The following is a 16,089-nucleotide window of genomic DNA, read 5'->3' as shown; positions in this document are numbered from 1 at the left end:
GGCCAACCCTCCCGCCTCCCTTAGCCCACGTATTCCGGTTTCATGTCGTCCAGGGTGATACGGTACTGATCGTGCAGTTCGTCCCCCAGGTGACGCTTCGCCGCCAGGAGCATCTTTTCGACTTCTTCAAATCGTGCTTCTGCATCATCCGCACCTGGTTGTGGCAGGGAGTTAATCGCAGCCTCAACTTTGTTTTTGGCATCAACAAGGTAGTAGCGCTTTACAGCCTTATTTTTCAGCTCAGTGAACAGCGCAGTGCCCAGCAACGCTTTCTGCGATTCGATATCCACACGGATGGTTTTGGCCTGGTCAACAGAGCTTGCGGTATCAATGCGGTCGCGTAGATCGTCCGCAACGGTGTCAACATTAACTGCTGATTCCTGCGCGGTGGCTGAGGTGCCCACGGTGTTGGTTATTTCATTCAGCGTGATTTTTTCGGCCTGGGCAGGGTTAATTATCTTTTCCTCGCGCTCGTCAATTTCATCGGCGGTATAGACGCCGAGGATCACATCCGGGCAGTACAGACGCGCCCAGCGCTTAACAGCGAGATAGGCCAGTTGCTGGCGCGGATCACTCGCCCACAGTGTTGAATTGCGGACCTGTGCCTGCGAAAGCATCAGGACCAGTTCGCGGGGTTCATTTTCACCTTTCAGTGTTGCCCAGGCGCGAACGCCTACGCCAGCTTCATCTTTTAAATCCCAGCCAGGCGCGATGTACTTATTGCCTTTCGAACTGGTTTTCTCTACGAACCGACCAACGATATTTTCCCACTCGCCAAACCATTCAAAGTGAATGCGGTCTTTTGTCGGTGCCATATTGTTGACCACCGCATTAACCAGTTGCGCTTCATAACCAAGCACACCGGAATTATTCACGATGAAGGTTTTCTGTGCGACCGCGAACGGGTCCATGCCCCAGCGAGCGGCCTGCATTACAACAGCCATGCACGCATCTGGTTTCCCGCGGTAATGCTCGGGCACGAAGTTTCCACTATTGGCCATTACCTCGGAGAGAGTGCGCAGGCGGTCGAAAAGTTCACCGTTCGTCAGGATGGAAATGTTGTCGATCCTTTGAGTCTGGTTGTCAGTTGTGGCTACTAAATTGGACATTGTTACTCCCCCCTTATGCCAGTACGCGCAGCGCTTCAAGACGGCGCTGATCGAAGTCGTTCAGTTCATCGGTGTAGTCGTCGGTTATAGGCGCTGGCCATTCGCCGGTGTCAAAACCGTTCGCTATCGCGCGCATTGCTTTGCGGTATTCCAGCATGCCGAGTTCCAGTAATTCCTCGGATGCCTCGATAATGGCGATCCAGTGGTAGTTCTCGTCTTTGTTGACGAAAATCCAGAAGAACTGGTCAAGCGCCGCAGTTTCGCAGTACATGGCCGCGCTCAGGTGATAATCCCGTTCGGTTATTTCCCGGTGCAGTTTGGCGCGCAGGCCGTCCTGCTTAACGTTCCACATGCTGATGGTTTTCAGGTCGGCACCGATACGCACGCCGTCCAGGTCGATTTCAAGATCCGGGCGAACGCGGACTTCAAGACCTGTTTCCTCATCGAAGCCAAAGTAGCTGACCTCAACTGCGCGGCTTGGGTGGGTCAGCAGTTTCCCAGCGGTAGGGTGCGAGAGCAGTGCTGACTGAATCGCCTGCGCGGTGGACAGTTGCTGGCGGGTGACCAGCACTTTCCCTTCCGGGTTGTCGCGCCACGCATCGAGCAGTTCGTCGGCGAATACGGCATCAGGATTAACGGATTTCACAGCCTGCATCAGATCGGCTTTGGTGCCGGACACTTTCAACGGTTGCGGTTTCTGGGCTTCCTGCGCGACCAGATCAGGGTTAATCTGAGCCAGTTGTTCCAGCAAGGCATCACGGCTGCCACTGGTTTTAACCGGTACAGGCAGGGTGGAGTTGTATTCCTTGATGCAGGCCTTCATTGCTGCGGCTGTCGGTTTCTGGTCAGCTTCAATACGCTGGAAATCCGTCGGAATCGCCATATAGCTTTGAGCTGTTTCTTCCAGGCCGGCACCCAGTAGTACCTGTGGAGGTAGGGTGGCGTTGTGCTCTTCAAGCAGGGCTTTGATATCGTCGGCAGACAGCAGTGCTGGCAGGCTGGCATTGTTCTCGTCGATAAATGCTCGAATTGTAGCGGTAGTGGTAAAGGCTCCTTCAGGAATGCCAGGCTCAACGCTAAATTCTGCATCCAGCAATTCAGGCTGCAGTGCCAGAGCATGCACCAGGTTGCCCATATCCAGCACCGGAGAGCGTTCTTTGGTGATGGTCTTCTCAACATGACGTGCGTTGAAGTACATCAGACTGACGCGGGCATCCTTCACTTGTGTGCTGCTGATCCCGTTCGCCGCGTGGTAAACCTCGTTTGGCAGCCCTTCATAGCGGCCAGGTTCGAAGTATTCCGGCCATGTTTGTTCTGGCTCGCTATGTTGCGTTTCTGGCGTACTTTGCTGCGCTTCCGGCACGGAATGGTTTACATCATCGACAACCTTGCTCGCGAGGTTCGGTGCGCTAGCGGCAAGAATCGCTGCGGCGGATTGCTCTACGGCAGTTGTTTCTTCACCAGCTCCAGCATCGCCTTTGTCTGAGCGCACAACTTCTTTGCCCGACAACAGCGCATCATCAGCCTGTTCTTCATTACCGATATTGTCTTGAACCTGCACATTGCTGGTGGTCTCCGCTTCCTGTTTTTCCTCTTCAGGTGAGGTGTTCTGGTTAAGCAGGCCGCCAATGGAAAATACGCCGCCGCCAAGATTTTCAACTTCAGGCTTTTTGGTCACTGCTTCTGCTCGTTGACGCGCACCTTCTTCACTAGCTCGCTGTAAGTTTTCTTCGTGAGTTGTGGTTGCCTGTCGGTGAGCGCTGTCCCACTTTGGATCTGCCGGGTCACTGATTCCTTCGACGTATTCTCCGCGTCCGGCTGCAAGTTGTTTGTCCACATCTGCACGTGAGTTGTCTGGCCCGGTAGATGGCAGGGGAAGCAGCTCCGTCGCCTCATTAAACGCAGTGGTCATCGTTTTATTAACGAATTCCAAATGAGCCACCGGGGTGTTATGAATATTTTCTGGTGCGATACGGATCAGATTGAAAATGGCGATACGATTTACGGCCAGGACACCTGGTTGATTGCGCAGGATGGCGCTCCATGATTTCCACGGCTCCTCTTTTTTAGCGACAACCTCTTTGGCTCGACGTAATACGCTGCCAGGTATTTCATGTGGGTTGAAATCCATCGGCAGGGTGGCGCAGGCGATTTCCAGATCCAAAGAATCCAGTGTGTGGTGCGCCCCCTCGCCGCGGTCGGTGACATAACCGCCGTCAGCATTAGTACCGGAATCGGTACGCTGCACGCTGCTGATGCGGTTTCCGGCAGCCCATTCGCGCGCCAGGATGCCGCGATCGAGGTAATCGGTGGCAACCCAGACTTTAGTGAACTGGAGAATTGCTGCGAGTTCGTGGCGCTTTTCAATGTTGAACACTTTCCGGATGGCGTTGGTATAGCGCCACAGGTCTTTGGTATCAAACGCCTTAACCTCTTCACTGTTTTCCGCTGCCAGAATCAGGTTCTGGACATACCCGTTATCTGTGTCCATTTCCATTGCTGCAACCTCAGTATGCTCATCACGGGTAAGGTGATGGCGGATCTCATCTGAGGTCAGCTGAGAAAGCAGGCGCTTACGGAACGGCATGCGAACAATCGGATAACGGGTGGTTTCGTCATCATGCTCGTCGAGCTGCAGGCCGGATTCGGTAGCCGACGCCCCTGACTCGTTGAAAGCTTTTTCGTCGACGATCTCACCAGTTGAAGTGCTCACACCATCTACGACTGTAGTGTCTGTTTCTTCTGATGGGTTTGCTGCTGGAGTGGAAGGCAGGGTTGCGCCCGGGATTTGCTGCCAGGTCATTGCGTCGTCGGCGAGCTGGTAGAAGTTGCAGAAGGTAAAGCTGATTTCACCTTCTGGAGGTAATTCATTCGCGACGGGAAAATTAGTCGCGACTGCCTTGAAATAATCTTTAAATTTGCGGCCAGATTTAAGCAGCAAATAATCCAGTGTTGCGTTGGCTGTTTCAAAATCATCGCTGCACCATAATACCGCATCAGGCTGGCCAGATGATTTTTTTGCCCTGCGGACAAGAAATACTGGGTTTGTGTTACTCATGACACTATGTCCTCTAATCGTGTAGACTTGAGGTGCTCAAAAAGCACCTCGTAGTTACCTGGTGAAATGTCCGGTTCGCTTTGGTCGGTGAGACCGGACAGGGCAGGCCCACCTCGTGTGGGCTTTTTAATGGACGGTGATAAATGCCAGCTCCATGAATGTGCGTTTGTGCTGGCGATAGGTGCCATGACCCGCTTTATCACCATCACTTACCTGAACCGCAAGCAGTGAAATAGCTGTTACTGCACAGTGAGGGCAATCGAACTGACCGAGCACATAACCGCCATCAAGAACAACGGTAGTTTCACCGTCTTCGGTGGTATGGATGACGCCTGAGACTTTCTTCTCACAGTTGAACACAGCGACTTCTTTATTTACTGCTTTCAGGTTTAATTCGACTTTTACGATTTCCATAAAACTGCTCCTGTTGGTTTATTCAGGGTGTAAGGATCCACGCCAGATAAATGGCGAATTTTTCATTTCATATTTCAGGGCTACTAATTAACTTTCGTGCGCCATCTGGTCATATTCAGCGCATTGCTTCGAGCAATATTCTTTTTCTTTGCGCGCCAGCTGGTTGCCGTGGCGATAGAAAAGGGTGCTTTTTACTTCTTTGTCTTCTTCAATCGGTTTGCGGCAATAACCGCATTCTCTCTGCATCTCACCCCCTCAGAGTCCGGCTGGTTTCTCATTGCTGCGAATAAGTCCGTCTACTGGCCAGCATTCCCCGTTAACCTGTTGTTCGTCGGCTGCGGCCTGGCATCCCTGCTGGCTGTCGTAAACATCGATAACAACATCTTGAGATTCACCGTTAAGTGAGATGACCGTCAGCACAAGGGCGAATAAAGTGCTCATTCAGGGTTTCCTTTCTGTGCCAGTACATAACAAAGCTGACGTATACGGGCTGTAATCCAGTTCAGGCGAACGGCCTGGATGCGTGCTGGCTGACGTGCGAAATCAATCATTTTCATTTCACCCTCTGCGATGACTGTTTTTAATGTCATTCCAGTATTGAAAAGTGCATGGAATGTTTGCATCCATAACAGCCTGAGTGACCGCAATGATGTTTGCATGCCAGGTTACGCAGACAGTTGCTCGCATCTGCACATAACGCAGTGACGGATCCGCCTTATCCATCAACATCCCAGCGCGTGCTGCATCGCTGGAGCTTTCAAAGCTAAAAATAACCTCACTCATGATTTATCCCTCAGCTTGCCGTTATCGCCCGGCTGGCGGAACGTTGAACCTGCTGCGCGTTAATCTCACCACCTCATTCCGGTTTTCGTATGCCCCGGACGGCTACTTCGTGGGCGTCCTGCCTGGGTGGTCGTGTTGATGGAGTAATTAAACACAATGTTTATTCCTGTGTCAACATAATGGGTGTGTTTTTATAAACAGAAAGTTTATTTGTGGGTGTAGTTGCTGATAGGTAGTATGTTTGTAGGGCTATTTAGTGGCATAAAAACATCAATGAGGTGACTTGTGGATCGTAATGAACTTGAAGAAGACCGCGCGGCATTTATTGCTGGCGAGATTGGTGGGGCGGTTGTCGAATTGATAATTAGCGGAGTAGTGATAAGCAGAGATGCGATTGTTGATAGCCTGGAGGCTAAGCGCAAGGCTGTAGGCAACGTGATCCACAAAGGCATTTTGCGAGACGCGGCAGCTATGGTTGGAAAAGGGCATTAAAAAACCCGGGCGGCGGACGGGTTGGAAGATTAATTTGGCTACTGCAATAGCCAGAGATACCGATCATTGTAGCTGCCAGCTATTCTGTTTGTGATATCCGCAAACAGCTACTCGGTGTCACCCTTAATCCTGCGCCCCATATACTTGGCATACAACTCATCAAGCTCCTTCAGACGCAGAGATATGATCCGCAACATGTTCTGCTGCTCTTCTTCATTTGGCAGTTGGTTATAGAGTTCCAATAGTCTCCGTTCGTCGTGCCTCAGGCCGCCTTTAGCATCCACATCCTGACCTAAAACCCACTCAAGACTGACACCTAACGCATCGGCAAGCTTTATTGCGGAGCTTTTTCCTATCGCCCCTCTGACAAACCAGTTGTTGACTGACTGTGCACTCACACCACAGATCCTCGCCATATCCGCTTTGGATATGCGCTTCTTCTCGATGATTTCATTTAACCGCTGAACCTGCGGGTTATCTGTTTGGTGTGTGTTTTTTCTCATATATCAAGATTCTAAACTAAAAGTTTATCGCCTCAACATTCATAATGTTGACATGTATATAAACATAATGTTTAATTTGGTTTGTTATTACTTGGAGCCAAATATGAAAGCACTTGATAAAGCAATAAGCATTGCAGGGGGCGCAACCCGTTTAGCAGAAACACTCGATGTATCTTCAATGACTGTAAGCCACTGGCGTCACCGTGATAATGGAGTCGTCCCGGCGAACCGTGTCATTCCTATTTTCAATGCTACAGGTGTAACACCACATGAGTTACGCCCTGATCTATACCTCAACCCCACTGATGGATTACCGAAGCAGGAAGCGAGGGCGTAACCGTGCATTCAATTTCATTTCAACAAAATACCGGGTTTACACCCGCAGCGATGATAAATCGCAATCACCTCAATCGACCCGATACGCATGAACAGATCCGCGATGCCGTTCGCGCCTGGGCTGCGCAGATTGATAACCAGGATGTAGTGGCCGGCCTCATCACCGAAGAGTGGGAACGACAGGGCGGTACCGGGCTGGAGTTTCCCGATGAACTGAGCCGTAAGCGGCAGAAGCTGTTTCGCTGGCTTGATGGTGATACGGACTACGCCAGAGAAAATATCCGACAGCTGTCTCCCGCAATCATCGCCGTTCTTCCGCTTGAGTTCCGTGGCCGACTGGTGCCTCAGGACGATCATACCCTGCGTATTGCAGCGGCCATTAAAGAATGCGGTGAGGCAAAGCGGGCGGTAATGCTCAATGCGCCAGAGCATCAGAAGCTCAAAGAAGTCAGTGAGGGCATCGTATCGCTATTTGGCCTCATGCCAGAGCAATACGGCGTACTGATGAGCCTTGTGACTTCAATGCTGGGCGTCATGTAACGGGGCCGGCCATGAACCATATGGATTTCATTGAAAAGCATGTTCGTGAAGAGCTTATCCGGCAGGGTTTCACCGCTGCGGTCGCGCAGGGGGGGCATTTCAGGCCGTCGATATGTACAAGCGCATGTCTCAGGCAAGCCGTAAGGGGAGGATTTTTGATGATGTTTTGCGTCACGCAAAGTTATGGGCAGAGAAACAGATGCTGCCAGCAGACCGGTTTGAAGCGAAACGCGTTAAGCGCGGGAAGCAGCAGGGGCTGTTCTGAAAGGGTGAAGACCGCTGTGCGCCAACACAGACGGCCTTCGGTGTAATTCCAGGCAGAAATTACGAGGAAATTATGACAGAAAAATCAGCCGTCAAAAAGATAGATGGGCCACCACTTTAGCAATTAAGAGGTTTTTATGCGTGATTACGCAACTGTTGCACCTCAGTTCTGGCTTGGAAAGACAGGACGTGAGCTGAGGAGGCAAGGCGCGGAGGCGCAGGTGGTTTCGTTCTATCTGATGACCTCGCCACACGCAAATATGCTCGGTTTGTATTACCTGCCAATTCTCTACATAGCCCATGAAACGGGGTTGGGTTTGGAAGGGGCTTCTAAGGGGCTTAAAAGCTCCATTGAAGCGGGATTTTGTAGCTACGACGAGGATACAGAGATGGTCTGGGTGCATGAAATGGCTGCTTACCAGGTAGGAAAGGCATTAAAGCCTGGTGATAACCGCTGTGCAGGTGTCAGGAATGAATATGCCTCTATTCCTGAAAATCCTTTTCTTTCATTGTTTTACGAACGCTATAAAACAGATTTCCATCTGAATTTAAAGCGCGAATCACGCCGTTTTTCAGAAGGGGCTTCTAAGGGGCTAGGAAGCCAAGATCAGGAACAGGATCAGGAACAAGATCAGGATAAAGATATTTTGGGGCATGGCGGAGCCACACCCCCTGACGGTGAATCTCCCGATGATAATCCATCCGCTAAGTCAAAAAACTCTTACACGGAAGAGTTCGAACAGGCATGGCGCGAATATCCACGACGTGCTGGTGGAAACAGTAAGGCCGATGCGTTCAAAGCTTGGAGCGCCAGAATTAAATCAGGCGCAACAGCTCAGGAGCTTACCGATGGGGTGCGGCGTTACGCGGAATATGTCACTGCTGCCGGAAAACTCAACACCGAATACGTGAAACAGGCATCTACGTTTTTTGGCCCGTCAAAGCACTACGAGGAGCCCTGGATGTTCGTAGCGCCAGCCGGAAAACGAGATCCGAACGCCATATCTCAGCCTGACAAAAAAATCCCATCAGGTTTCAGGGGGTAACGATGAAAAACATGATCGGGACTGGAAGTGCCCTTGAGCGCCTGAAAAGAATCATACCGGCCAGCGTGCAGCCGAAATTTAACAGCGTCGAAGAGTGGCAGGCATGGCAGGAGTCGGAAGGCCGTAAGCGTTCAGAGGAAATCGACAAGCTGAATCAGCGCGCCAGGGCAGAAAAGATTTTCGGTCGCTCCGGAATTCAGGATTTGCACCGCAGCTGCACTTTCGCCAATTACCAGGTTACCGGTGATGGGCAGAAGAAAGCCCTGAGTTTGGCAAAAAGCTATGCCCAGAATTTCGGTGGTGGTTTCGCCAGCTTCGTATTCAGTGGAGCGCCGGGTACCGGGAAAAACCATCTGGCCGCCGCCGTCGGTAATTATCTTCTCGCTGCCGGGCGTTCCGTTCTGGTGGTCACTGTTCCTGACTTGATGCTGCGTGTGCGCGAATGCTACGACGGTGGGCAGTCAGAGGCAGCGTTGCTGGACGACCTTTGCAAAGTTGATCTGCTGGTGCTGGACGAAGTCGGTATTCAGCGCGGTAGCAGCGGAGAGAAAGTCATTCTGAATCAGGTTATCGACCGTCGTCTGTCGTCGATGCGCCCTGTCGGGATCCTGACGAACCTGAATCACGATGGGTTGCTGGATGCGCTGGGAGCGAGAATTATCGATCGCCTCCAGATGGATGGTGGTATGTGGGTGAACTTCGACTGGGGTAGCTATCGCAAAAACGTCAGCCACCTGCGCCCTGTTAAATAATTTTGAGGGAAATCCTGTGGAAACTGTAATTCAAGCACTGGAAAAAATGGGGCGCGCATCTTATCGCGAAGTAGCAGCCCGTCTGGATATCGAGCCTGTTGAAGCTCTGAGCATGTTGCGCGAACAGCGTGATCAAGGCCTGTGTGATTTTTCTGATGGCGGCTGGTTTATCTGTACCGCGACAGAACAGGCAAAAAAACCTGCAGCGCCTGTGCATCAGGCACCCCGTTTGAAGGGGGAAGAGCCAGCACCGGTTGATCCTGAATGTATTTGCCAGGTGCTGCGCGATAACGGCGCAATGACAACCGTATCGCTGGCCGAGTTCGCTAATCGGAATGCCCGCGGGATGGTCTCTGTGCTTCGCGCGCTTGAGCGCCAGGGCGTTGTGGTGAAGAACGGGCAGGGTAAGGGAGTTACCTGGTCACTGCCAACTGCAACTGAGGCCGCCAAACCAGAACTAGAACCTGAAGTGCCAGCTGACGCTCCAGCCGAAGAAGTTAAACCGGTTGAGCAGATTGTCAGTGAGATCCCGTCGTTTACCGAAAACTATCGCGCTGGCCATGTCGTTCCGACGGTGCGGGTTATTTCCCGCGAAATCCGCCGCACTAAAAACAAACTGGTCAAGCTGGAGAAGTTGCGCGATGCCGTACGTGTCATTGGCCGCCATAAAAACATCATGCAGCAGCTGGTGGGCGTGGAGGCTGAAAATGGCAAAGCCTAAGACGCATCAGGAGCGCACTCTGATCATCGCCTGGATTATCGAGATGGTTAAACAGTATGGGCGCGCGACCACTAAAGACATATCCGCCATGTTCGGCCTGCATCGAACGACCGCTGAGAAGTACATCCGGATCGCAATAAAACAGGGTGAACTTATCCGCCACGGCCGCAGCGGTATTTTCCGCGATCAGCGCGCAGTTATCGACTTCGACATGGAACGTTATACGCACCGGGGAGCATCAGTATGAGTGATTCACTGAACAACAAAGAGCTGGTATTGGTCGGCCGTGATTTTGCAAAGGCTTTGAGTAGCGACACGCCGATCATCGATATTGCAAAAGTGCTGTCTCGCCTGGCTGACCGCCTTGATGTTACGGCTGCGGCGCTGCGCGAAAAAGCTAAGCAGCGTGATGCACTGGCTACTGAGAATGCGGGGCTGAAGGCGAAAGGCCGTGAGGTTCTCACCGAAGCATGCAGCATCTACGAAAAATTCAATGCCACCGTTAATCCTGAAAATGGCGATTTCATGGATGGCCAGACACTTCATGAATTCCAGTTTCTGCTGGATACCGGCACACCGAATCACGACGCTTTCCTGGCTGAAGTGCGGGCTAAAGCTCGCCGGGAAGGAGCACACTTTGTAGCTAACCGGATGTTGGCTGCTTGGGATGCAGGATTTATCGACGACACAGCAAAGAACGCGGCAGACATCGCGCAGATGATTCTGACCTCCACCGAGTTTATGGCTGATGCACCGGAAGGCGATTTTGATCGCTCGTTCGCCGATGGCGTGCTCGAAGACATCGCAGCCCAACTTCGCAAAGGCGGTGCGGCATGAGCATTGAACTGAGAATTGGCCGCTGTTATCGCGCCAAAAAACCTCGTCCAGCTGGGCAATTCACGTCTTACGCGAATGATCGTCAGATCGTCCGTATCGGTGTAGATACAGTGCAGTACGACGGCCCCAGTGTACATGCTGGTCGCCACTACCCGACCATTAGCAAAGAAAAATTCATTGAGTGGGCTTCCCATGATGTAACAGACGAGCTTCCGCCGGGGGAATGGCAGCAATGGCCAATCAAGAAGGGAGCCGCCCAATGAGCAACATCGACAAACAGGCGCTGCGTGAAGCGGCGGAGAAGGCGACTCCTGGCCCATGGGGTATTGCTCGTGACGGCAATACTATCACGTCAAATCAAAGTCACCCGGTGGCAGTCATAACGGAAGCGTTTCACAGGATGCTTGCTAATGGAAAAACTGGGTGTGATGCCGAATTCATCGCCGCTGCCAACCCCTACGCCGTGCTGGCGCTGCTGGATGAGCTGGATGCCAAAGACAAGCAGATTGCAGATTTGAAAGAGGCGTTCAGCATTGCATTGTCTGCTGCTGGCATCGATGTCCCCGCCGCAGCCGGTAAAGGAGAGGCATCATGAAGACTTTCACCATTGGCTGGCTCAACAAATGTCGTTGCGGCAATAAATTACACACAGTAAAAACTGCGCGCGGAAATGAAACTGCATTGTGGGATGACGATGCCGTTAAGTGCAACTCCTGCGGTCGTGGGGGTGTGATTCAAGTCTGTGAGGGTCAGGCGCACGTTTTATGGGAAACCGATGAAGAGATGGCTGAAGGAAAGCTCATGAGCACAATTACCAGAGAACGCGTAGCAAACCTCATTGAGTTCAATTCGGAGGGAAGCGACTGCCAAGCCAACGCAGAAGAGTGGGAGGTTCACGAACTGGCGCGTATCGCGCTGGCATCGCTCGAAGCTGAGGCTTCTTCCGAGCCTGTGGCATTCATCAACGGAGCATGGACGCTGGTCTACTACCGCCCACCGAAAGAGCTTCGTCTGAAAATTGGTGACAAGCTCTACACCGCCCCGCCAGCGCCGGTGTCTGTTCCGGATGAAAAAGTAATTGGGACGTTCAATGCCGAAAAAAATGAACTGGCATTACTCGATAAAAATATGGCTGTAGAGAAATTCGCACACTGGCATGTTCACAATTCACTTGAAGTGATTGCCCGCCCCTGTCGCGCCGCCATGCTTCAGGGCAAAGCCGAACCTCGCGATCACGTTCGCCGCGAACACGCTGAGTGGTCACAATCAACGTTTGGTGATGTTGGCCCAGTTGGTCCGCTTAAGCATTTGTCGAAAGAGGCTCTGGAGGCGGCAGCGGAGCCTGAAGACCTCAGCGAGTGGGCTGATATGCAGTTCCTGCTTTGGGATGCACAGCGCCGAGCGGGTATAACAGACGAGCAGATCACGCAGGCGATGATTGATAAGTTGGCTGTTAACAAGTCTCGCCAGTGGCCAGAGCCGAAAGATGGTGAGCCGCGTCTGCATATCAAACCAGCATCTCAGAAGTAGGTCTAAATAGCTGCGCGGAATAGTAGATCACTGAAAGGGAACTCAGCCCGGATTGTGCGATCTGATCAATCGCCAAACCAACCAAAATCACCAACCGGACTGAGCGATGCCGATCATAGTACCAATACCCCGTGGCGAACGACGCCTGATGCAGAAAGCTATTCATAAAACGCGTGATAAAAATCATGCCCGCAGACTCACGGCCATGCTAATGCTTCATCGGGGTGAACGGGTCAGCGATGTTGCCAGAACTCTCTGTTGTGCCCGTTCATCCGTTGGTCGCTGGATTAACTGGTTTACGCACTCAGGTATTGAAGGCCTGAAATCCTTACCCGCAGGGCGCTCCCGACGCTGGCCTTTTGAACATATCTGCACCCTGTTACGTGAGCTGATAAAGCATTCTCCCGGCGATTTTGGTTATCAACGTTCACGCTGGAGCACCGAATTACTGGCAATAAAAATCAATGAGATAACCGGTTGCCAGTTACATGCAGGAACCGTTCGCCGCTGGTTGCCATCTGCGGGGCTTGTATGGCGCAGGGCCGCGCCAACTCTGCGTATCCGTGACCCACATAAAGATGAAAAGATGGCGGTAATCCACAAAGCGCTGGATGAATGCAGCGCAGAGCATCCGGTATTTTATGAAGATGAAGTGGATATCCACCTTAATCCTAAAATCGGTGCGGACTGGCAGTTGCGCGGACAGCAGAAACGGGTAGTGACGCCGGGGCAGAACGAAAAATACTATCTGGCCGGCGCACTGCACAGTGGCACGGGTAAAGTCAGCTACGTGGGCGGCAACAGCAAAAGTTCAGCGCTGTTTATCGCTCTGCTAAAGCACCTGAAAGCCACTTACCGGCGGGCGAAAACAATCACGCTGATCGTTGATAACTACATTATCCATAAAAGCCGCGAAACACAGCGCTGGTTGAAAGCAAATCCCAAGTTCAGGGTAATTTACCAGCCGGTTTACTCGCCGTGGGTGAATCATGTGGAACGGCTATGGCAGGCACTTCATGACACGATAACCCGTAATCATCAGTGCCGCTCAATGTGGCAGTTACTGAAAAAGGTCCGCCATTTTATGGAAACCGCCAGCCCATTCCCCGGAGGAAAACATGGTCAGGCAAAAGTGTAGCGGTATTAGGCGCAGCTATTTAGTTAAACAGCCATTAGGCGTATTCCTTGTGCTTCATATAGCATAAAATACGCCTTAAACATTGAGGCGATTGGCTTATGAAATTATTTAGAATTGAAGATGAGGAAGACCTCTGGTGTGAATACGGTTCAGCATATGAGGCAATCCTTAATCTTATGAGTAGTTCGTTTCCCGACCAAGCAAAATCAAAATGGGCTTTAGACAAGGCTTATGTCAATTGGAGGGGGGATAGTTACACTGTCAATGCAACGTTTACTCGATTTGATGAAGCCGTGAGAGATGTGGTCATGGTCGGTTGTAATGCGGAAGGAAATCGAAAAAACGAGTTAATCAAGACATCATGTGGCGTTCCAATTCCAGTTGAGTATGACTCTTGGAAAAAAGAGTACTCACCAAAGGGGGCTGGATAAATTTCATAGTGGAACATTGCAGCAAAACCACAGGAAGAGCGCGGCATAGTTAACGTGGGCCTTGCGGCCTCAGGAGTGGCGTACAAAGAGCGCTTGAACATACCGGTAGTCGCAGAAGTGGTAGCCAGAGAGTAACCCGAACACCTCAGGGACTACTTCATGCAGCGCGTGCGGTACTATCGAGATCAGAGCGTTGCATTGCATAAAACTTCTGATCCGCGCTATGTTGAGATGGCTGAAGCTAACAAAAAATAAGGGTAAGTATGGATTTTGATCTCTTAGTTTTCCGAGGCCCCTTTGGCAGTTTTGTCGATTATCGGTCTTATACTGGGCGCGTTCCTCCAGAGATAAGCGCTATCGAAATTGATGGCGAGAAATACTCTCTATCCCTTTATCAATACCAGGGTGGTATGTATTTAGTAGCTCATCAAGAAAAGATGGAGTCAGAGCCGCTAGATCTGGCAATTAACGAGTTCAGGCCATCACCACTGAATTGATTTTCTGAAATCAACCCGCCATAATTAAGTCACCGCAGGCCTGAACACCCGGCGGTGACTTCTTCGCATTTGATGGGGACATTAAATGCGACCACAATATTGGGGTGTTATCCCCAAAATTGTATTAATTTCCGTAATATTTGCTTTCAGTCTAACCATTTTAACGAGTATGGCTCTGATTGTTTTACAAGCGATGGGCATTGTTGATATGAGTAACGCGGCTCTAAGCTTTCTTGGTGGCGTGACTATCACTCAAATTAATTTAATGCGAGCCGTCGTTAGGTTGACAGGACAGATTATTTCAAGCGGAAACTAAAAAACCTCCTTCTTGGAGGTTTTTTTTACCCTAATTTTATCAATTCCTATCGATAGCAATTCGCTGGCTGCGAAGTCGAAAGGTTACATACATCATCGATCAGGACTATCGCGGCAAGAAGTATGCGAAGGATAAGCAGGTCGCCCGGTGTGGTAATGCGGTACCACCGCCTTTCGCTGAAGCTCTGGTTCGGGCAAATCTTCCTGAACTTTGCTCGTCTAAAGAAAAGGCCGCGTAGTTAATTTATAATTGTGTGCAAGTAGGGGGCTCCACCACAACAGGGAGCCCCTTCAATGCCAGATAACTTTTATGACATGGGGTAGATAATGAGTGAGGGAATTGCGGAGCCAAAGAATCCGGAAGCAGCTGATTATAAAATTTATGCACGTCTTGATGGCGGAGAATCGCTGGAAAGCATCATCGCTAACCCGCCGACAACGAAGTTCGGTAAGCTCACCAGCGAGAGTAATATCAGGCAAGAATACGGTTTCTGGCTGAGATGGAGAAAGGAAAACCCCAAGCCATAGTTGTTAGCCCAATCATGTCAGGGCAAAGATTTCTAAACTTAAAAAAACCTACCAATTCAACCCGCTATGTCGGGTTTTATTTTTTACTACTGACATTAAGTTAGCAATTTGTGCCCTCAAAGCATTGAAAATTTTAATGCACAGGTATACTGTATAAAAACACAGTATATGTAGTGGGGGCTACTATGAAGGTTGAATTAACCATTGATCGTACTAAAGAACTTCCTAAGGGCGCGATCCCGGCACTGGAAAAAGAGTTGCTGAAACGGCTGAGCAATCAGTATGAGGATTGCAGCCTGGTAATTCGCCGGGCAGGTAGTGACGGACTCAGCGTTTTCGGTGGCGACAAGGATGATAAAAAGAAAATTGAAAAAATCCTCCAGGAGACATGGGAAAGCGCTGACGACTGGTTTCATTAAAATTGCGTACCTGGTGGCGCACGTTTGTCTGAATACCATAAATGAGTATCCCTTTGATGCTGCTGCCGACAATTACTAAACGCGTCTGTATTCGCTTGAAGGGAGGATAGAAAGTGAGCGATCCGGCATTGCAAACGTCAGAAAATAGTTGGTATGACATTGTTAGACGGTCTGACGGCTGCGTGGTATTTAGCTTTCCTTCAACTGGCAGGCATCTTATCTACCGTGTAAATGGCATGGTATCTATGCGCCCTCTGCTGGATGATGAGGAGGTCTTTACTCCCAATGGCTTTATGCAATTTATTAATCGTCTCGGCTATCGGGTAATTCCACCTTCTGATAATATGAAATCAACGGTCTGAACAGCCGTTAACCT

At 50.8% G+C, this 16,089-nt stretch carries 24 protein-coding genes and 3 pseudogenes; 20 read left to right on the top strand and 7 right to left on the bottom strand.

Going from position 1 to position 16,089, the window contains the following annotated elements; translation table 11 throughout:
• Positions 1–20: 20 nt before the first annotated feature.
• The 6 genes from HV318_RS03770 to HV318_RS03745 form a co-directional block, all read right to left on the bottom strand.
• Positions 21–1,109, bottom strand: coding sequence for a RecT family recombinase (locus HV318_RS03770; protein WP_182271625.1), 1,089 nt, complete (start codon positions 1,107–1,109; stop codon positions 21–23).
• Between the two features lie 13 nt (positions 1,110–1,122).
• On the bottom strand, positions 1,123–4,167 hold the full coding sequence (locus HV318_RS03765; RefSeq protein WP_182271624.1) for a RecE family exodeoxyribonuclease: 3,045 nt from the start codon (positions 4,165–4,167) through the stop codon (positions 1,123–1,125).
• 126 nt (positions 4,168–4,293) lie between these two features.
• Entirely contained in the window at positions 4,294–4,581 is a 288-nt protein-coding gene (locus HV318_RS03760) for a DNA breaking-rejoining protein (RefSeq protein ID WP_182271623.1), read from the bottom strand.
• 87 nt (positions 4,582–4,668) lie between these two features.
• The gene (locus HV318_RS03755; RefSeq protein WP_182271622.1) at positions 4,669–4,827 is read right to left on the bottom strand and encodes a YdaE family protein; all 159 of its coding nucleotides are present in this window, start codon (positions 4,825–4,827) and stop codon (positions 4,669–4,671) included.
• A 9-nt stretch (positions 4,828–4,836) separates the two neighbouring features.
• On the bottom strand, positions 4,837–5,022 hold the full coding sequence (locus tag HV318_RS03750; protein ID WP_182271621.1) for a DUF1482 family protein: 186 nt from the start codon (positions 5,020–5,022) through the stop codon (positions 4,837–4,839).
• Between the two features lie 117 nt (positions 5,023–5,139).
• On the bottom strand, positions 5,140–5,364 hold the full coding sequence (locus HV318_RS03745; protein ID WP_182271620.1) for a hypothetical protein: 225 nt from the start codon (positions 5,362–5,364) through the stop codon (positions 5,140–5,142).
• Between the two features lie 285 nt (positions 5,365–5,649).
• Here HV318_RS03745 and HV318_RS03740 point away from each other — a divergent pair, with 285 nt between their 5' ends.
• Positions 5,650–5,856 carry a hypothetical protein gene (locus tag HV318_RS03740; protein WP_182271619.1) on the top strand — a complete coding sequence of 69 codons (207 nt, stop codon included), beginning with the start codon at positions 5,650–5,652 and terminating at the stop codon, positions 5,854–5,856.
• Positions 5,857–5,963: 107 nt separating this feature from the next.
• On the opposite strand, the gene HV318_RS03735 is transcribed toward HV318_RS03740, so the two are convergent.
• Entirely contained in the window at positions 5,964–6,359 is a 396-nt protein-coding gene (locus tag HV318_RS03735; RefSeq protein ID WP_182271618.1) for a helix-turn-helix domain-containing protein, read from the bottom strand.
• 103 nt (positions 6,360–6,462) lie between these two features.
• Between HV318_RS03735 and HV318_RS03730 the strand changes: the two genes are divergently transcribed.
• The 19 genes and pseudogenes from HV318_RS03730 to HV318_RS03640 all read left to right on the top strand — a co-directional run bounded on the left by HV318_RS03730 (position 6,463) and on the right by HV318_RS03640 (position 16,075).
• Complete coding sequence (locus HV318_RS03730) at positions 6,463–6,696, top strand: transcriptional regulator (protein ID WP_182271617.1); 234 nt, start codon at positions 6,463–6,465, stop codon at positions 6,694–6,696.
• Between the two features lie 2 nt (positions 6,697–6,698).
• Entirely contained in the window at positions 6,699–7,235 is a 537-nt protein-coding gene (locus HV318_RS03725) for a toxin YdaT family protein (RefSeq protein ID WP_182271616.1), read from the top strand.
• Between the two features lie 112 nt (positions 7,236–7,347).
• Positions 7,348–7,500: a hypothetical protein gene (locus tag HV318_RS03720; RefSeq protein WP_182271615.1), complete on the top strand. Its 153-nt coding sequence runs from the start codon at positions 7,348–7,350 to the stop codon at positions 7,498–7,500.
• 136 nt (positions 7,501–7,636) lie between these two features.
• Positions 7,637–8,545, top strand: coding sequence for an LvrA C-terminal domain-related protein (locus tag HV318_RS03715; RefSeq protein ID WP_182271614.1), 909 nt, complete (start codon positions 7,637–7,639; stop codon positions 8,543–8,545).
• Between the two features lie 2 nt (positions 8,546–8,547).
• Entirely contained in the window at positions 8,548–9,297 is a 750-nt protein-coding gene (locus tag HV318_RS03710; RefSeq protein WP_182271613.1) for an ATP-binding protein, read from the top strand.
• A 16-nt stretch (positions 9,298–9,313) separates the two neighbouring features.
• Positions 9,314–10,018 (top strand): DUF1627 domain-containing protein, encoded by a 705-nt coding sequence (locus HV318_RS03705; RefSeq protein ID WP_182271612.1) that lies wholly within the window; start codon positions 9,314–9,316, stop codon positions 10,016–10,018.
• Positions 10,005–10,244 (top strand): annotated as a pseudogene (locus HV318_RS03700) (DUF977 family protein); the annotation flags it as partial. The gene HV318_RS03705 and the pseudogene HV318_RS03700, both read left to right, overlap by 14 nt.
• 17 nt (positions 10,245–10,261) lie before the next feature.
• Positions 10,262–10,855 carry a hypothetical protein gene (locus HV318_RS24160; RefSeq protein WP_249421789.1) on the top strand — a complete coding sequence of 198 codons (594 nt, stop codon included), beginning with the start codon at positions 10,262–10,264 and terminating at the stop codon, positions 10,853–10,855.
• Positions 10,852–11,118, top strand: a complete 267-nt coding sequence (locus tag HV318_RS03690; RefSeq protein ID WP_182271610.1) for a hypothetical protein — start codon at positions 10,852–10,854, stop codon at positions 11,116–11,118. The genes HV318_RS24160 and HV318_RS03690 overlap by 4 nt, the downstream gene beginning before the upstream one ends.
• Positions 11,115–11,450, top strand: a complete 336-nt coding sequence (locus HV318_RS03685; RefSeq protein ID WP_182271609.1) for an ead/Ea22-like family protein — start codon at positions 11,115–11,117, stop codon at positions 11,448–11,450. The genes HV318_RS03690 and HV318_RS03685 overlap by 4 nt, the downstream gene beginning before the upstream one ends.
• Positions 11,451–11,833: 383 nt before the next feature.
• Positions 11,834–12,367 (top strand): annotated as a pseudogene (locus HV318_RS24470) (dATP/dGTP pyrophosphohydrolase domain-containing protein); the annotation flags it as partial.
• A 124-nt stretch (positions 12,368–12,491) separates the two neighbouring features.
• Positions 12,492–13,523, top strand: coding sequence for an IS630-like element ISEc33 family transposase (locus HV318_RS03675; RefSeq protein ID WP_001395480.1), 1,032 nt, complete (start codon positions 12,492–12,494; stop codon positions 13,521–13,523).
• Between the two features lie 98 nt (positions 13,524–13,621).
• Positions 13,622–13,954, top strand: coding sequence for a hypothetical protein (locus HV318_RS03670; protein ID WP_182271608.1), 333 nt, complete (start codon positions 13,622–13,624; stop codon positions 13,952–13,954).
• 15 nt (positions 13,955–13,969) lie between these two features.
• A pseudogene (locus tag HV318_RS03665) lies at positions 13,970–14,209 on the top strand (DNA polymerase III subunit theta).
• An 8-nt stretch (positions 14,210–14,217) separates the two neighbouring features.
• Positions 14,218–14,451, top strand: a complete 234-nt coding sequence (locus HV318_RS03660; RefSeq protein WP_182271607.1) for a hypothetical protein — start codon at positions 14,218–14,220, stop codon at positions 14,449–14,451.
• Positions 14,452–14,536: 85 nt separating this feature from the next.
• Positions 14,537–14,767 (top strand): hypothetical protein, encoded by a 231-nt coding sequence (locus HV318_RS03655; RefSeq protein ID WP_182271606.1) that lies wholly within the window; start codon positions 14,537–14,539, stop codon positions 14,765–14,767.
• A gap of 326 nt (positions 14,768–15,093) precedes the next feature.
• The gene (locus HV318_RS03650) at positions 15,094–15,294 is read left to right on the top strand and encodes a hypothetical protein (RefSeq protein ID WP_182271605.1); all 201 of its coding nucleotides are present in this window, start codon (positions 15,094–15,096) and stop codon (positions 15,292–15,294) included.
• 185 nt (positions 15,295–15,479) lie between these two features.
• A complete protein-coding gene (locus HV318_RS03645) occupies positions 15,480–15,713 on the top strand; it encodes a DinI-like family protein (RefSeq protein WP_182271604.1) in 234 nt (77 codons plus the stop codon).
• Positions 15,714–15,826: 113 nt separating this feature from the next.
• Complete coding sequence (locus HV318_RS03640; protein ID WP_182271603.1) at positions 15,827–16,075, top strand: hypothetical protein; 249 nt, start codon at positions 15,827–15,829, stop codon at positions 16,073–16,075.
• The last annotated feature ends 14 nt before the right edge of the window (positions 16,076–16,089 follow it).

This window comes from Enterobacter sp. RHBSTW-00901, from assembly GCF_014103115.1.
GTDB lineage: Bacteria > Pseudomonadota > Gammaproteobacteria > Enterobacterales > Enterobacteriaceae > Enterobacter > Enterobacter cloacae_P.
Note: the sequence above shows the minus strand (reverse complement) of the source record. Positions and strands in the feature narration are given on the sequence as shown.

What these genes read in the sequence shown, in the direction of transcription:
- HV318_RS03720 (WP_182271615.1), top strand. Translation starts at nt 7,348, where the DNA reads ATGTACAAGCGCATGTCTCAGGCAAGCCGTAAGGGGAGGATTTTTGAT.
- HV318_RS03745 (WP_182271620.1), bottom strand. Translation starts at nt 5,364, where the DNA reads ATGAGTGAGGTTATTTTTAGCTTTGAAAGCTCCAGCGATGCAGCACGC.
- HV318_RS03690 (WP_182271610.1), top strand. Translation starts at nt 10,852, where the DNA reads ATGAGCATTGAACTGAGAATTGGCCGCTGTTATCGCGCCAAAAAACCT.
- HV318_RS03645 (WP_182271604.1), top strand. Translation starts at nt 15,480, where the DNA reads ATGAAGGTTGAATTAACCATTGATCGTACTAAAGAACTTCCTAAGGGC.
- HV318_RS03755 (WP_182271622.1), bottom strand. Translation starts at nt 4,827, where the DNA reads ATGCAGAGAGAATGCGGTTATTGCCGCAAACCGATTGAAGAAGACAAA.
- HV318_RS03750 (WP_182271621.1), bottom strand. Translation starts at nt 5,022, where the DNA reads ATGAGCACTTTATTCGCCCTTGTGCTGACGGTCATCTCACTTAACGGT.
- HV318_RS03650 (WP_182271605.1), top strand. Translation starts at nt 15,094, where the DNA reads ATGAGTGAGGGAATTGCGGAGCCAAAGAATCCGGAAGCAGCTGATTAT.
- HV318_RS03765 (WP_182271624.1), bottom strand. Translation starts at nt 4,167, where the DNA reads ATGAGTAACACAAACCCAGTATTTCTTGTCCGCAGGGCAAAAAAATCA.
- HV318_RS03670 (WP_182271608.1), top strand. Translation starts at nt 13,622, where the DNA reads ATGAAATTATTTAGAATTGAAGATGAGGAAGACCTCTGGTGTGAATAC.
- HV318_RS03770 (WP_182271625.1), bottom strand. Translation starts at nt 1,109, where the DNA reads ATGTCCAATTTAGTAGCCACAACTGACAACCAGACTCAAAGGATCGAC.
- HV318_RS03685 (WP_182271609.1), top strand. Translation starts at nt 11,115, where the DNA reads ATGAGCAACATCGACAAACAGGCGCTGCGTGAAGCGGCGGAGAAGGCG.
- HV318_RS03660 (WP_182271607.1), top strand. Translation starts at nt 14,218, where the DNA reads ATGGATTTTGATCTCTTAGTTTTCCGAGGCCCCTTTGGCAGTTTTGTC.
- HV318_RS03735 (WP_182271618.1), bottom strand. Translation starts at nt 6,359, where the DNA reads ATGAGAAAAAACACACACCAAACAGATAACCCGCAGGTTCAGCGGTTA.
- HV318_RS03715 (WP_182271614.1), top strand. Translation starts at nt 7,637, where the DNA reads ATGCGTGATTACGCAACTGTTGCACCTCAGTTCTGGCTTGGAAAGACA.
- HV318_RS03730 (WP_182271617.1), top strand. Translation starts at nt 6,463, where the DNA reads ATGAAAGCACTTGATAAAGCAATAAGCATTGCAGGGGGCGCAACCCGT.
- HV318_RS03675 (WP_001395480.1), top strand. Translation starts at nt 12,492, where the DNA reads ATGCCGATCATAGTACCAATACCCCGTGGCGAACGACGCCTGATGCAG.
- HV318_RS03655 (WP_182271606.1), top strand. Translation starts at nt 14,537, where the DNA reads ATGCGACCACAATATTGGGGTGTTATCCCCAAAATTGTATTAATTTCC.
- HV318_RS03760 (WP_182271623.1), bottom strand. Translation starts at nt 4,581, where the DNA reads ATGGAAATCGTAAAAGTCGAATTAAACCTGAAAGCAGTAAATAAAGAA.
- HV318_RS03710 (WP_182271613.1), top strand. Translation starts at nt 8,548, where the DNA reads ATGAAAAACATGATCGGGACTGGAAGTGCCCTTGAGCGCCTGAAAAGA.
- HV318_RS24160 (WP_249421789.1), top strand. Translation starts at nt 10,262, where the DNA reads ATGAGTGATTCACTGAACAACAAAGAGCTGGTATTGGTCGGCCGTGAT.